This window comes from Winogradskyella pacifica (assembly GCF_003386275.1).
GTDB lineage: Bacteria > Bacteroidota > Bacteroidia > Flavobacteriales > Flavobacteriaceae > Winogradskyella > Winogradskyella pacifica.
The window spans coordinates 451,243-465,408 of record NZ_QREI01000002.1; the positions used below are offsets into that span (position 1 = coordinate 451,243).

Here is a 14,166-nt window from a genome sequence, read left to right on the forward strand (position 1 = left end):
TATAATTACGGTTTTTCCGTAATACTAGTTTAATTCTGTAGGAAAAATATTATATTTTTATCTAAAATTTCTGTATTTTTATAGCTGTTTTGTCGGTTGAATTTTGGTGTTTAAAGTTAACTCTAGAAATCTCTTATTGTCTTGTATGTCAGTAATAGTAATGGTTTGTGTGTTTTCGGGTAGAAGCTCTTCTATACGTTCTGCCCATTCCATAAATAGCCAATGATTACTACTTAAATAATCTTCTATTCCAAAATTATAAGCTTCTTCAATAGATTCAATTCTATAGAAGTCAAAATGATAAACTTTGTCATTAGATAAATCGTATTCGTTTACAATTGAGAATGTTGGACTAGTAGCAGCATCATTACTTCCCATGGCCTGTAAAAGTGCATTTATAAACGTTGTTTTGCCAGCTCCCATTTCACCATTAAATATTATAATTTTAGAGTCTAAATGCTCTAAAACCTTGGAGGCAATAGCATCTATATCATTTAAGTGGTATGTGAATTCGAGAGTTTTCACTATGTTATTTTATACAAGTTAGGGATACAATAGTAGGAATAATATTTTAGATAACCTAAAATAAAATGCATTTCGTCGGATTTTTTTACCTTTTAAGGTGTTTTTTATGCTAATACTCTAGAATTGTGGCTCATGTAGATAAAAAAAATGAAGCCAAATTAAATTCAACTTCATTTTTGTTTAGAATAAAAACCTCTTATTTGGGATTCATTACAACAAACGGTATAATCATTTCTTCTAATGACACACCGCCATGCTGATAAGTATTTCTATAATAACTGACATAGTGATTAAAGTTATTAGGGTAAGCTAAAAATAAATCACCCTTAGCAAAGATAAACGAGCTACTCATGGTTAAAGCTGGTAAATGAATAGATTTAGGATTTTTAATTGCTAATACATCTTTATCTTGATATGTTAAACTTCTTCCCGTTTTATAACGTAAATTTAAACTTGTTTCTCTGTCTCCAATTACCTTAGTTGGTGCTTTTACATTTATCGTTCCATGGTCGGTTGTTAATATTAATTTAAAGCCGAGTTGTTGTGATAACTGAATCATTTCTAATAATGGAGAATTTTTAAACCAACTAACAGTAAGAGAACGATAAGCTTTATCATTAGAGGCTAATTCTTTTACAACCTCCATTTCCGTTTTAGAATGCGAAAGCATATCAACAAAATTATAAACAATGACGCTTAGGTCGTTGTCTTTTAAGGATCTAAAGTTTTCAACTAATTTTTTTCCGGCTTTAAGATTTGTGATTTTATGATATTCATGTTTTAAGTGTCCTAAACCTAAACGTTTTAATTGCTCTCTCAAAAAATCACCTTCATGCATGTTTTTGCCTCCTTCATCAGTGTCATTTTTCCAATATTGAGGAAATAAACTTTCCATATCAGCAGGCATTAAACCAGAGAAAATGGCATTACGTGCATATTGAGTTGCTGTTGGTAAGATGCTATAAAAAGCAAGTTCAGATGTTTTTTTGTAATAATTGTTTACAAAAGGTTCAAAGGCTTTCCACTGGTCGTATCGTAAATTATCTATAACTACCAATAAGGTTGGTTGTTTATCGCTCAATTCTGGCACAATCTTATCTTTAAACAGCGTATGTGACATTACGGGAGCATCTGTTTTTGGTTGAAACCAATCTTCGTAATTTTTCTCAATAAACTTACCGAATTGCATATTAGCTTCGGTTTTTTGAGATTCTAAAATATCGGTCATTCCAACATCTTCAATGCCTTCAAGCTGAAGTTCCCAATAAATTAATTTCTGATATAAATCTACCCATTCTTCATAAGAGTTTACCATAGATAGATCCATAGCAATTTTTCTGAATTCTTGCTGATAGTTAGAAGTCGTTTTTTCTGATACTAAACGCGAATGATCCAAATTCTTTTTCAAGCTTAGTAAAATCTGATGCGGATTTACGGGTTTTATTAAATAATCCGCAATTTTATTACCAATTGCTTCCTCCATAATGTATTCTTCTTCACTTTTGGTAATCATTACAACAGGTAAATTGGCACGTCGTTCCTTAATTTCATTCAAGGTTTCTAGCCCTGTAAGTCCTGGCATATTTTCATCTAAAAAGACAATATCAAAATTAGTGTCGTCTATAATTTCTAAAGCTTCCGTACCACTTTGGCATTTTGTAACTTGATATCCTTTTTGTTCTAAAAAAATAATATGTGGCTTTAGTAAATCGATTTCGTCGTCAACCCAGAGAATATTTATCATGTTGTGGTATATTTGTTTATTAATTATTGAATTCTAAAATTTTGCCTACAAAAAATAAGCTTAAAATCTTTAACGACCCAATTTACGGATTTATTACTATTCCGAATTCGTTAATATTTGATATAATTCAACATAAATATTTTCAAAGATTACGACGTATAAGTCAAATGGGGTTATCATATTTGGTATATCCAGGTGCACATCATACACGTTTTCATCATGCTTTGGGTTGTATGCATTTAATGCAGAAAGCCATTAATGTACTTCGCTTTAAGGGAGTTATAGTTTCTAATGATGAAGAAAATGGATTGCTAATAGCGATTCTTTTACACGATATTGGTCATGGTCCTTTTTCGCATGCCATGGAGCACAGTATTGTAAACAACGTCTCTCACGAGGAAATTTCATTGCGTTTTATGGAAGAACTCAATATAGAGTTTAACGGAAGTTTAACGTTAGCGATTTCTATCTTTAAGAAGGAATATCCGCGACAGTTTATGTGCGAGCTTATTTCAAGTCAATTAGATATGGACAGAGCCGATTATTTAAAACGCGATAGTTTTTACACAGGAGTTGCGGAAGGTAATGTAAATAGTGAACGATTAATTACGATGCTAAATGTGGTTAATGACCAATTGGTGGTTGAAGAGAAAGGTGTTTTAAGTGTCGAAAAATTCTTAGTAGCAAGACGTTTTATGTACTGGCAAGTGTATTTGCACAAAACAGGTGTAGTTGCAGAAGAATTATTAATGCGGGTTTTAAAACGTGCAAAAGAATTAGTACATCAGAATGTAAAATTAAAGTGTAGTGATGCTTTATTTTATTTCTTGAATTCAGAAATAAACGCTGAAAGTTTTAATGATGATACGCTTGTTATTTTTTCACAATTAGATGATTACGATATTGTAGCTGCAATGAAAGATTGGCAAAATCATGATGACTTCGTATTGAGCAACCTTTGCCAAATGATACTTGAAAGACGTTTGCTGAAAATTAAGATTAAAAGCAAAGTGTTTAAGGAATCAGAACTAAAAAGTCATTTTGAAGCTTTGGTAGAGCGGTATAATATTTCTAAATCTGAAGCAGAATATTTTGTGTTTCAGGGTGAGTTAAGCAACCAGGCATATGAGAATAAAGCTCAAAAGATCAACATCTTATTTAAGTCGGGAAAAATAAGAGACATCGTAAAAGCCTCACATCAATTAAACCTAAAAGCACTTAGTAAACCCATCACAAAATATTATATGTGCTATCCTAAAAAGAAAATGTGATCCTTTTTTTCTATTTTTGCGGAAAGCAATATGACTTTAAAATCTAATCATTGAAATTTACAGCAGAACAAATAGCAGGTATTTTAGAAGGAACCGTTGTTGGCGACCCTAAAATTGAAGTTTTTAAACTTTCTAAAATAGAAGAAGGAACTCTAGGGTCATTAACCTTTCTTTCCAATTTAAAATACACACCCTATATTTACACTACAGAAGCATCAATAACTATTGTTAATGATAAATTTGTACCAGAGAAACCGATATCAACAACCTTAATTAAAGTTGAAGATGCTTATGAGGGGTTTTCTAAGTTACTGGAGTATTATGATAGGATAAAGGCGAATAAATCAGGAATAGAGCAGCCAAGTTTTATTTCAGAAAGTACTAAGATATCAGATAATATATACGTCGGTGCTTTTGCTTATATTGGTAGTAATGTAGAATTGGGAGATAATGTAAAAATTTACCCAAACGCATATGTAGGAGATAATGTAAAAATAGGTGCTAATACAACTATTTTTCCAGGTGGAAAGGTTTATTCTGATTGTATTATCGGTGAAAACTGCGTTGTTAATTCTGGTGCTATAATTGGTGCTGATGGTTTTGGTTTTGCACCTAATAAAGACGGAGGTTATTCTAAAATTCCACAGATTGGAAATGTTATATTAGAAGATTATGTAGATGTTGGTGCAGGTACAACAATAGATAGAGCAACGATGGGGTCTACGATTATAAGGTCTGGTGTAAAATTAGACAATCAAATACAGATTGCCCACAATGTAGAGGTCGGAAAAAACACAGTGATTGCAGCGCAATCTGGTGTTGCTGGTTCTACCAAGATTGGTGAACATTGCCAAATTGGCGGACAGGTTGGTATTGTTGGACATCTAACTATTGGAAACAATGTAAAGATACAAGCGCAATCTGGTATTGGGCGTAATGTAAAAGATAATGAAGTTTTACAAGGATCTCCTGCTTTTGGCTATGGGGATTTTAATAAATCCTATGTTTATTTTAAAAATTTACCGAAGTTGGCAAAAACTATTAATGAATTAGAAAAAAAAGTAGATGGCAATAATTAAAACGGAAACGAAGCAAAAAACCATTGAAAAAGAAGTAACGCTTACTGGTGTTGGACTTCATACTGGTGCAGATGTAAAATTGGTATTTAAGCCAGGTGCAGAAAATTCTGGATTTGTGTTTCAACGCATAGACTTAGAAGGGTCTCCAAAAATAGAAGCTGATGCTAATTACGTAACAAGTACCCAGCGTGGAACTTGTATGGAGAAAAATGGGGTAACTATTCAAACGTGTGAGCATGTCTTAGCAGCTCTAGTTGGTTTAGATATAGATAATGCTATAATTGAATTAAATTCATCAGAGCCACCAATAATGGATGGTTCTTCTAAATTCTTTGTAGAAGCACTAGAAAAAGCTGGTATTATTGAGCAAGAAGCTTTTAGAGAAGAATATGAAGTAACTCAAGTTGTATCTTATACAGATGAAGAGTCTGGAAGCGAAATAATTTTAATGCCAGCAAGTACGTACCAAATTACTACAATGGTAGATTTTGGCACTAAAGTTTTAGGCACTCAAAATGCAACACTTAATAAGGTTTCAGATTTTAAAACCGAAATAGCTGATGCCAGAACTTTTAGCTTTTTGCATGAAATTGAAATGCTTTTAGAACACGGCTTAATTAAAGGTGGAGATTTAAATAATGCTATAGTTTATGTAGATAAAGAGTTGTCTGATAAAACTATGGATAAATTAAGAGTCGCTTTTAATAAAGATAATATTGCAGTAAAGCCTAACGGTATTTTAGATAATCTTACTTTGCATCATCCAAATGAAGCAGCTCGTCATAAATTATTAGATGTATTAGGAGACTTAGCATTAATAGGTACACGTATTAGAGGTAAAGTTATTGCTAATAAGCCAGGTCATTTTGTGAATACACAGTTTGCAAAAAAGATGTCTAAACTTATAAAGAACGAAAGAAGAAATAATGTTCCTCAAGTCGATTTGAATTCAGAACCTTTAATGGATGTGAATCAAATTATGGATATGTTGCCACACAGACAACCTTTCTTATTAATAGATAAGGTTTATGAGTTGTCTGACAATCATGTTATTGGAATGAAGAACGTAACAATGAACGAAGAGTTCTTTAGAGGTCATTTTCCAGGCGCACCAGTAATGCCAGGAGTCTTAATTGTTGAGGCGATGGCACAAACAGGAGGAATTTTGGTATTAAGTACGGTTCCAGATCCAGAGAACTACTTAACGTTTTTCATGAAAATGGATAAAGTAAAATTCAAGCAAAAAGTAGTACCTGGAGATACTTTAATTTTCAAATGTTCTTTAATTACGCCAATACGAAGAGGAATTTGCCACATGCAAGGTTATGCTTATGCTAACGGTAAATTATGTGCAGAAGCAGAATTGATGGCGCAAATATCAAAAGTTAAATAAAATCAGAAAAATGAACCGAGCAGATTTCAAAAGTTAATAGGAATTTGCAAAGTTTAATAGCGAACACATTTTTACCGCTTTATTAAATTAAAAATTAGAAAAATGAACCGAGCAGACTCCAAAAGTTAAATAGGAGTTTACAAAGTTTAATAGCGAACACATTTTTACCGCTTTATTAAATTAAAAACTAGAAAAATGAACCAACCGTTAGCATACGTACATCCTGGTGCAAAAATCGCCAAAAATGTCGTTATAGAGCCTTTTACAACCATACATAATAATGTAAAAATTGGAGAAGGGACTTGGATTGGAAGTAATGTAACCATTATGGAAGGTGCTCGAATAGGTAAAAATTGTAGTATTTTCCCCGGAGCTGTTATTTCAGCGGTTCCACAAGATTTAAAATACAACGATGAAGATACCACCGTCGAAATCGGTGATAATGTTACCATTAGAGAGTGCGTCACGATTAATCGTGGTACAACCGATAAAATGAAAACTGTAATTGGTAACAATTGTCTTATTATGGCGTATTGTCATATAGCTCACGATTGTATTGTTGGTAATAACTGTATTTTTTCAAATAATAGCACACTTGCCGGACATATTACAGTGGGTGATTATGTGATTTTAGCGGGTATGACAGCTGTTCACCAGTTTTGCTCTATAGGAAACCATGCTTTTGTAACTGGTGGTTCTTTAGTGCGTAAAGATGTGCCTCCTTTTGTTAAAGCAGGTAGAGAGCCACTATCTTATGTAGGAATTAATTCTGTAGGTTTAAGACGTAGAGGGTACACTTCTGAAAAAATTAGAGAGATTCAGAATATTTACAGAATATTATATCAAAAAAATTACAATAACACACAAGCTGCAGATTTAATTGAAGCAGAAATGGAAGCCACTCCAGAACGTGATGAGATTCTTCAATTTATTAAGAATTCGCATCGTGGAATTATGAAAGGTTACTTTAAATCTAACTAGATTTTCATGAAAATTACTAAAGCATTAAATAATTTAAGGTTTTGAATAATCAGAACTGAGTGTTGTCCCCTTGAGGGGACTTTAGGGGTGTTATGATTAAATAATCAACATTCAATTTATAAACAATTAAAAGATACCCACTTTCGTGGGCAATATTATGGCAAGTACTTCAGATATTAGAAACGGATTATGCATAAGATACAACAACGATATCTATAAAATAGTAGAATTTCTTCATGTAAAACCAGGAAAAGGACCGGCTTTTGTAAGAACAAAAATGAAAAGCGTTACTAACGGTAAGGTTTTGGATAATACATTTTCTGCGGGACATAAGATCGAAGATGTTCGTGTTGAAACTCATAAATTTCAGTATTTATATAATGACGGTGAATTTTATCATTTTATGAATGAAGCAGACTACACACAAATCCGATTATTAGAGTCTGCTATTGATAGAACTGATTTAATGAAAGAAGGAGAAGTGGTTACCATTCAAATTAATACCGAAGATAATATGCCGCTTTCTGTAGATTTACCAGCTTCTGTTATATTAGAAGTTACAGCTACTGAACCAGGAATAAAAGGAAACACAGCTACCAATGCTACTAAACCAGCAACGGTTGAATCTGGTGCGGAGGTTAATGTTCCGTTATTTATAAATGAAGGGGACAAGATTAAAGTTGAAACCGAGAAGGGAACTTATAAGGAGCGTATTAAAGAATAAATAAGTTGACAGTACATACAGTCCTCAGTTTGCAGTAAATTACTAAAAACTGCATACTGACGACTGCATACTGACTACTGAATACTGACAAATGAAATTCCCAAAACCACATACTTTAAAGCAAATTGCAACCTTAATTGATTGTGAATACAGAGGTTATGAAGATTTTGAAATCTTAGGTATTAATGAGATTCATGTTGTAGAACCTGGTGATATTGTTTTTGTAGATCATCCTAAGTATTACGATAAAGCTTTAGAGTCAGCAGCAACAATCGTTTTAATTAATAAAGATGTTGCTTGTCCTGAAGGAAAAGCACTCTTAATTTCAGATGATCCATTTCGGGATTTCAATAAAATAACTTCTCATTTTAAGCCATTTAAAGCTTCAAATAATGCTATCGCTACTGATGCCGTAATCGGAGAAGGTACAGTGATACAACCCAATTGTTTTATTGGTAATAATGTAAAAATTGGTAAAAATTGTGTCATTCATTCTAACGTGAGTATTTATGATGATGCTATTATTGGCGATAATGTCACTATTCATTCAGGTACAGTTTTAGGAGCAAGTGCATTTTACTATAAAAATAGACCTGAGGGCTACGACCAGTTAAAATCTGGTGGCCGTGTTATTATTAAAAGCAACGTAGATATTGGAGCACTTTGTACTATTGATAGAGGTGTTACAGGAGATACAACAATTGGTGAAGGTTCAAAATTAGATAATCAAATTCAAATTGGTCATGATACCATTATTGGAAAAAAATGTTTAATAGCTTCACAAACCGGAATTGCGGGTTGTGTTGTTGTTGAAGATAATGTTACTATTTGGGGCCAAGTGGGTGTAAAAAGTGGAATAACGATTGCAAAAGGCACAGTGTTATATGCACAATCTGGATTAGGACATACTACGGAAGAGGGGAAGACCTATTTTGGTAGTCCTGCTCAAGACGCTAGAACAATGTTTAAAGAAATGGCTTACGTTAAGAGAATCCCAGAAATACTTCAAAAACTAAAAAACTTATAATGTCATCAAAGAAAGTTGTCAAGTCGTTTTATGAATCAGACCTAGCGAATGATGCTACAATGGTTTCTAAGCATTTTCATAAAGATTGTGAATTACATTGGACGAGTAGCCAAGGTTTTACATTACTGAATTATGATGATATTGAAACATTTTTTGAAGGAACGAGACAATCTTACAATAGTTTGCGATTTGAGTTTACTCATTTTATAGCGTCAGGTGTTTTTGTAACAACAAGACATACATTATTTGGTTTTACTATTGAAAATCCATATATAGAAACAACAATTGCACATTTTTCTACAATTTGGGAAGTGAAAGATGACAAATTATATCGTGGTTTTGAAATCAGTCAACAAGCTGATGAAACTGATAAAAAAAGCATCAAATCATATCGAGAAATAAAATTATAAAAGAGGTCGCTTTTGCGTTTAAAATCTCTTATTTTTGCATAACAAAATACATAAAACTTAAAATCAACAATAACAAATGAGCGTTTTAGTTAATAAGAATTCTAAGATTATAGTTCAAGGTTTTACAGGTAGTGAAGGTACATTTCACGCTGAACAAATGATTGAATATGGTACAAATGTCGTTGGAGGTGTAACTCCTGGTAAAGGTGGTCAAACACATTTAGACAGACCTGTTTTTAATACAGTTTCTGAAGCTGTAGAGAAAGCTGGTGCAGATACTACAATTATTTTCGTACCACCAGCTTTTGCTGCTGATGCTATTATGGAAGCTGCTGATGCTGGTATTAAGGTAATTATCACAATTACTGAAGGTATTCCTGTTGCAGATATGATTAAAGCGTCTAACTATATCAAAGATAAAGCGTGTCGTTTAATAGGTCCTAACTGTCCTGGTGTAATTACCCCAGGGGAAGCTAAAGTTGGTATTATGCCAGGTTTTGTTTTCAAAAAAGGGACTGTAGGTATTGTGTCTAAATCAGGTACTTTAACTTACGAAGCTGCTGATCAGGTTGTAAAACAAGGATTAGGTATTACAACAGCTATCGGTATTGGTGGAGATCCAATTATTGGAACGACAACTAAAGAAGCTGTTGAGTTATTAATTAATGACCCAGAAACTGAAGCTGTGGTTATGATTGGTGAAATTGGAGGTCAATTGGAAGCAGATGCTGCACATTGGTATAAAGAAAGCGGAAGTAAAAAACCAGTTATTGGTTTTATTGCTGGTGAAACTGCTCCTGCTGGTCGTACAATGGGACATGCTGGCGCTATTGTAGGTGGTAGTGATGATACTGCTCAAGCTAAAAAGAAAATCATGAGAGAATGTGGAATTCACGTTGTAGATTCTCCTGCTGAAATAGGAAAGAAAGTAGCTGAAGTTTTAGGCTAATCTTTCTCACATAAAACTGTTAAAAACCTTACAAAATCTTGTGAGGTTTTTTTATTTCGTGCAAATTGTAATTGCTATCTTTGGATTGCGGTTTCAAACTCTAAATTATTTGAAGCCTTTTTTTTAATAAAGTATTGTAACACAAACTAATTATAAATTTATCATGAAACTTTTAGAGGGAAAAACAGCCATAATTACTGGTGCAAGTAGAGGTATAGGAAAAGGAATTGCAGAGGTTTTTGCAGATCATGGAGCAAACGTAGCATTTACTTATAGCTCATCGGTTGAAGCGGCTAACGAATTAGAAAAAGAATTAAATTCTAAAGGCATAAAGGCTAAAGGCTACCAAAGTAATGCTGCAAATTTTGATGAATCTCAAAAATTAGCAGAAGATGTTTTAGCCGAATTTGGTGCTATTGATATTTTGGTTAATAATGCTGGTATCACAAAAGATAATCTCTTAATGCGAATGGGAGAGGATGATTTTGATAAAGTAATTGAAGTAAACTTAAAATCGGTTTTTAACATGACTAAAGCCGTTCAACGTACCATGTTGAAACAACGTAAAGGTTCAATTATAAATATGAGTTCTGTTGTTGGTGTAAAGGGTAATGCCGGACAAACAAACTACGCGGCTTCTAAAGCCGGAATTATTGGTTTTTCTAAGTCAGTGGCATTAGAGCTAGGATCACGTAATATTAGAAGTAACGTCATCGCTCCAGGTTTTATTGAAACTGAAATGACAGCAAAACTAGATGAAGCCACTGTAAAAGGTTGGAGAGCTGGTATTCCACTTAAAAGAGGAGGAACACCTGAAGATATTGCTAATGCGTGTGTGTTTTTAGCAAGTGATTTAAGTGCTTATATTACAGGACAGACGCTAAATGTAGATGGTGGTATGTTGACCTAAGCTATTGTTTCTGCGAAGGCAGGAATCTTATGATATTTGTCGAAATTTGAATGGGTAAACTAACAATTATATACATAACAATTGCTGCAATAACAGCGCTTTTATTAGCGCTGTTTCAGTATTTGTATAAATCTAAATTAAAGTCGAATCTTAAATACGTGCTTACAGCATTAAGAACGATTTCAATCTTCGGAATTTTACTATTACTAATCAATCCAAAGTTTGAATCCTATAGGTATTTTGATGAGAAACCAACTTTGGTTGTTGCTGTTGATAATTCGGAGTCCGTTTCTTATTTAAAACAAGAGGAAAAGGCTAGGGACGTGGTCGATGCTTTAAATAACAATCCAGAGTTAAAAGAACGTTTTGATATTCAGACCTATAGTTTTGGAAAATCCGTTAATACCTTAGATACTTTAAATTTTAAGGAACGTCAATCTAATTTGGCCTTGGCCTTAAAACAATTTGGAGAGGTGTATGCCAATCAAACAGCGCCAATTGTTATATTAAGCGATGGGAATCAAACTTATGGTTCAGATTATAGTTATATAGCCAAAGGAATTAAGCAATCTATTTATCCTATTATTCTTGGGGATTCCACGGTGTATTCTGATTTAAGCATTAAGCAACTGAACGTTAATCGTTATGTGTATCTTAAGAATAAGTTTCCTGTTGAGATTATCGCTAATTATAGTGGCAATGAGACTATCAATACAGAACTTAAAATATGGTCTGGAAATTCTGTGGTGTTTAGAAAAACACTTCAGTTTAATGCATTAAAATCATCCGAAATTATTTCAACTGCTTTAATGGCGAATAGTGTTGGTGTCAAAACGTATCGTGTAGAGTTGGTGGCTTTAGACAATGAGAAAAATAAAGTCAATAACGTTAAGAATTTTGGAGTAGAAGTTATCGATCAGAAAACAAATATTGCTTTGGTTTATGATCGTTTACATCCAGATTTAGGAGCCTTAAAAAAAGCCATTGAAAGTAACGAGCAACGCAGTGTTTCAATTATAAAGCCAAAAGACTTAATAACTAAAATTAATGATTTTCAATTAGTTATATTGTATCAGCCGAATAATGACTTTAATTCCCTTTTAAAAGAAATTAAGGAACAAAAAATTAATACGTTCATCATTTCGGGTGCTACGACCAATTGGAATTTACTGAACCAGACTCAGGAGTATTTCAGACAAACCATCACCAATCAAACTGAAAGCTATCAGCCAAGTCTTAATAGAAATTATGGAACGTTCATCGTAGAAAATCTTGACTTCAATAGTTTTCCACCTTTAAAATCTGAATTTGGTGCACTTCAAATTACAGTGCCGCATGAAACGCTATTGTATAAAAACGTTAACGGAATTACAACAGAAGATATATTGCTAGCAACCTTTGAAGCCGACGCTACAAAACATGCTATTCTAAATGGAGAAGATATTTGGCGTTGGAGAGCGCAATCATTTCTAAATACGAACAGTTTTAATGGTTTTGATGAATTCATTAATAAGCTTGTACAATACCTAAGTTCAAACAAAAAGAGAAAACGTATTAATATAGATTACAAGTCATTTTATAATGGTAATGACGATGTAATAATCTCAGCACAATATTTCAATAAAAACTTTGAGTTTGATACGTCTGCGTCATTAAGCATTGTCTTAAAAAATAAAGATGACGACAGTGTTAGAGAAATACCATTGTTATTAAATAATGGGAATTATACCGTAGATTTAAGTGGAGTTAATGCCGGATTATACGATTTTACGATTAAGCATAATTCAGAATCTGTGACGGCTTCAGGAAGCTTTCAAATTTTAGAATACAATGTAGAACAGCAATTTTTAAATGCAGATATTATCAAATTAAAATCTATTGCTGAAACTAGTAATGGTACTGCATTTTTTTCGACTCAAATCGATGAAATGATTAGTACTTTAATTAGTGATAATCGGTTCAAAACCATACAAAAAAGCACTAAAAATATCGTACCTTTGATAGATTGGAAATATCTACTTGGTTTAATCGCTTTAAGCCTTTTTATTGAGTGGTTTATTAGAAAATATAACGGATTAATTTAAAAAGAATAGAATGGAAAAATTACCAAAGATTGGATTGCCGATTTTAATCGGAGTTGTACTTTTAATAATAATTTTAGCAAAATCTGCTGTTACGCTAGATTCAGGTCATGCTGGTGTTTTATACGAAACACTTAGTGATGGTGTAGATCCAGAAAAAGCACCATTAGGTCCAGGGTTTCATGTTATTGCGCCATGGAATCGCGTAATCGATTATGAAACGCGTCAACAAGAAGTTGCAGAAAAAATGGCAGTACTATCTTCTAATGGTTTGGACATTAAATTAGATGCCTCTATTCTATATCAACCCGATGTTAAAAGTTTAGGAAAATTACACAACCAAAAAGGTGAAGATTATTTAAGTCGTGTGCTTCAGCCAGCGATTAGAAGTGCTGCAAGAAGTGTTGTTGGTCGTTATACGCCAGAACAATTATACTCTAGTAAAAGAGATGCAATACAAGAAGAGATTTTTGAGGAGACTAAAAAGCTTGTAGAGCCACAATTTATTCAATTAAATGATATTTTAATTAGAGATGTTACATTGCCTTCTACAATTAAAGAAGCAATTGAACGTAAATTAAGACAAGAGCAAGAATCATTAGAATATGAATTCAGACTTGAAAGCGCAAGAAAAGAAGCTGAAAAAGTTATTATTGATGCACAAGGTAAAGCAGATGCTAACCGTATTTTAAGTGCATCTTTAACAGATAAGATTCTTCAGGATAAAGGTATTGAAGCTACAGTGAAACTTTCTGAATCACCAAATAGTAAAACGATTATTATTGGTTCGGGAGATAGTGGTTTGCCAATTATCTTAGGAAATCAATAATTAAAGAAACAAATATTATTAATTTGTTAAAAATTGAGATTCTTTGAGTTAAAATTAGGATTAATAAAATTAAATTAACAATATTTGTAGCAACATAAAGAACATGACACTTATTCAATTACATCATCATTTTCATATAATCGCTCAAGCGAGGTGAAAGTGTATTGAATAAATTCAAAATATATTTTAAAAACCCGTTTGAGAACTTCAAGCGGGTTTTTTGTTTTTTAAACGCAATTGAAG

The 14,166-nt window shown here is 32.8% G+C and carries 13 protein-coding genes; 11 read left to right on the forward strand and 2 right to left on the reverse strand.

Going from position 1 to position 14,166, the window contains the following annotated elements; genetic code table 11:
- Positions 1-78 precede the first annotated feature (78 nt).
- Both tsaE and porX read right to left on the reverse strand, forming a co-directional pair.
- Positions 79-525, reverse strand: coding sequence for a tRNA (adenosine(37)-N6)-threonylcarbamoyltransferase complex ATPase subunit type 1 TsaE (gene tsaE, locus DFQ09_RS06185; protein ID WP_115808777.1), 447 nt, complete (start codon positions 523-525; stop codon positions 79-81).
- Between the two features lie 196 nt (positions 526-721).
- Entirely contained in the window at positions 722-2,269 is a 1,548-nt protein-coding gene (gene porX / locus DFQ09_RS06190; protein WP_115808778.1) for a T9SS response regulator signal transducer PorX, read from the reverse strand.
- Positions 2,270-2,310: 41 nt separating this feature from the next.
- Between porX and DFQ09_RS06195 the strand changes: the two genes are divergently transcribed.
- The 11 genes from DFQ09_RS06195 (at position 2,311) to DFQ09_RS06245 (ending at position 13,923) form a co-directional block, all read left to right on the forward strand.
- Positions 2,311-3,540 carry an HD domain-containing protein gene (locus DFQ09_RS06195; RefSeq protein WP_115808983.1) on the forward strand — a complete coding sequence of 410 codons (1,230 nt, stop codon included), beginning with the start codon at positions 2,311-2,313 and terminating at the stop codon, positions 3,538-3,540.
- Positions 3,541-3,590: 50 nt separating this feature from the next.
- The gene (gene lpxD / locus DFQ09_RS06200; RefSeq protein WP_115808779.1) at positions 3,591-4,619 is read left to right on the forward strand and encodes a UDP-3-O-(3-hydroxymyristoyl)glucosamine N-acyltransferase; all 1,029 of its coding nucleotides are present in this window, start codon (positions 3,591-3,593) and stop codon (positions 4,617-4,619) included.
- The gene (locus DFQ09_RS06205; RefSeq protein ID WP_115808780.1) at positions 4,606-6,012 is read left to right on the forward strand and encodes a bifunctional UDP-3-O-[3-hydroxymyristoyl] N-acetylglucosamine deacetylase/3-hydroxyacyl-ACP dehydratase; all 1,407 of its coding nucleotides are present in this window, start codon (positions 4,606-4,608) and stop codon (positions 6,010-6,012) included. Before lpxD ends, DFQ09_RS06205 begins: the two co-directional genes overlap by 14 nt.
- A gap of 195 nt (positions 6,013-6,207) precedes the next feature.
- A complete protein-coding gene (lpxA, locus tag DFQ09_RS06210) occupies positions 6,208-6,993 on the forward strand; it encodes an acyl-ACP--UDP-N-acetylglucosamine O-acyltransferase (protein WP_115808781.1) in 786 nt (261 codons plus the stop codon).
- Between the two features lie 157 nt (positions 6,994-7,150).
- Positions 7,151-7,717, forward strand: a complete 567-nt coding sequence (efp, locus tag DFQ09_RS06215) for an elongation factor P (RefSeq protein ID WP_115808782.1) — start codon at positions 7,151-7,153, stop codon at positions 7,715-7,717.
- A gap of 91 nt (positions 7,718-7,808) precedes the next feature.
- Positions 7,809-8,744: a UDP-3-O-(3-hydroxymyristoyl)glucosamine N-acyltransferase gene (locus DFQ09_RS06220; RefSeq protein WP_115808783.1), complete on the forward strand. Its 936-nt coding sequence runs from the start codon at positions 7,809-7,811 to the stop codon at positions 8,742-8,744.
- On the forward strand, positions 8,744-9,154 hold the full coding sequence (locus DFQ09_RS06225; protein WP_115808784.1) for a nuclear transport factor 2 family protein: 411 nt from the start codon (positions 8,744-8,746) through the stop codon (positions 9,152-9,154). Before DFQ09_RS06220 ends, DFQ09_RS06225 begins: the two co-directional genes overlap by 1 nt.
- Before the next feature lie 76 nt (positions 9,155-9,230).
- Positions 9,231-10,103, forward strand: a complete 873-nt coding sequence (gene sucD, locus DFQ09_RS06230) for a succinate--CoA ligase subunit alpha (protein WP_115808785.1) — start codon at positions 9,231-9,233, stop codon at positions 10,101-10,103.
- Positions 10,104-10,266: 163 nt separating this feature from the next.
- Positions 10,267-11,013: a 3-oxoacyl-[acyl-carrier-protein] reductase gene (gene fabG / locus DFQ09_RS06235; protein WP_115808786.1), complete on the forward strand. Its 747-nt coding sequence runs from the start codon at positions 10,267-10,269 to the stop codon at positions 11,011-11,013.
- A 50-nt stretch (positions 11,014-11,063) separates the two neighbouring features.
- Complete coding sequence (locus DFQ09_RS06240; protein WP_115808787.1) at positions 11,064-13,097, forward strand: VWA domain-containing protein; 2,034 nt, start codon at positions 11,064-11,066, stop codon at positions 13,095-13,097.
- A gap of 10 nt (positions 13,098-13,107) precedes the next feature.
- Positions 13,108-13,923: a prohibitin family protein gene (locus DFQ09_RS06245; RefSeq protein WP_115808788.1), complete on the forward strand. Its 816-nt coding sequence runs from the start codon at positions 13,108-13,110 to the stop codon at positions 13,921-13,923.
- Positions 13,924-14,166 lie beyond the last annotated feature (243 nt).

Coding starts and splice junctions, on each gene's coding strand:
- fabG (WP_115808786.1), top strand. CDS start 10,267: ATGAAACTTTTAGAGGGAAAAACAGCCATAATTACTGGTGCAAGTAGA.
- efp (WP_115808782.1), top strand. CDS start 7,151: ATGGCAAGTACTTCAGATATTAGAAACGGATTATGCATAAGATACAAC.
- DFQ09_RS06245 (WP_115808788.1), top strand. CDS start 13,108: ATGGAAAAATTACCAAAGATTGGATTGCCGATTTTAATCGGAGTTGTA.
- DFQ09_RS06225 (WP_115808784.1), top strand. CDS start 8,744: ATGTCATCAAAGAAAGTTGTCAAGTCGTTTTATGAATCAGACCTAGCG.
- sucD (WP_115808785.1), top strand. CDS start 9,231: ATGAGCGTTTTAGTTAATAAGAATTCTAAGATTATAGTTCAAGGTTTT.
- lpxA (WP_115808781.1), top strand. CDS start 6,208: ATGAACCAACCGTTAGCATACGTACATCCTGGTGCAAAAATCGCCAAA.
- DFQ09_RS06240 (WP_115808787.1), top strand. CDS start 11,064: ATGGGTAAACTAACAATTATATACATAACAATTGCTGCAATAACAGCG.
- DFQ09_RS06220 (WP_115808783.1), top strand. CDS start 7,809: ATGAAATTCCCAAAACCACATACTTTAAAGCAAATTGCAACCTTAATT.
- porX (WP_115808778.1), bottom strand. CDS start 2,269: ATGATAAATATTCTCTGGGTTGACGACGAAATCGATTTACTAAAGCCA.
- DFQ09_RS06205 (WP_115808780.1), top strand. CDS start 4,606: ATGGCAATAATTAAAACGGAAACGAAGCAAAAAACCATTGAAAAAGAA.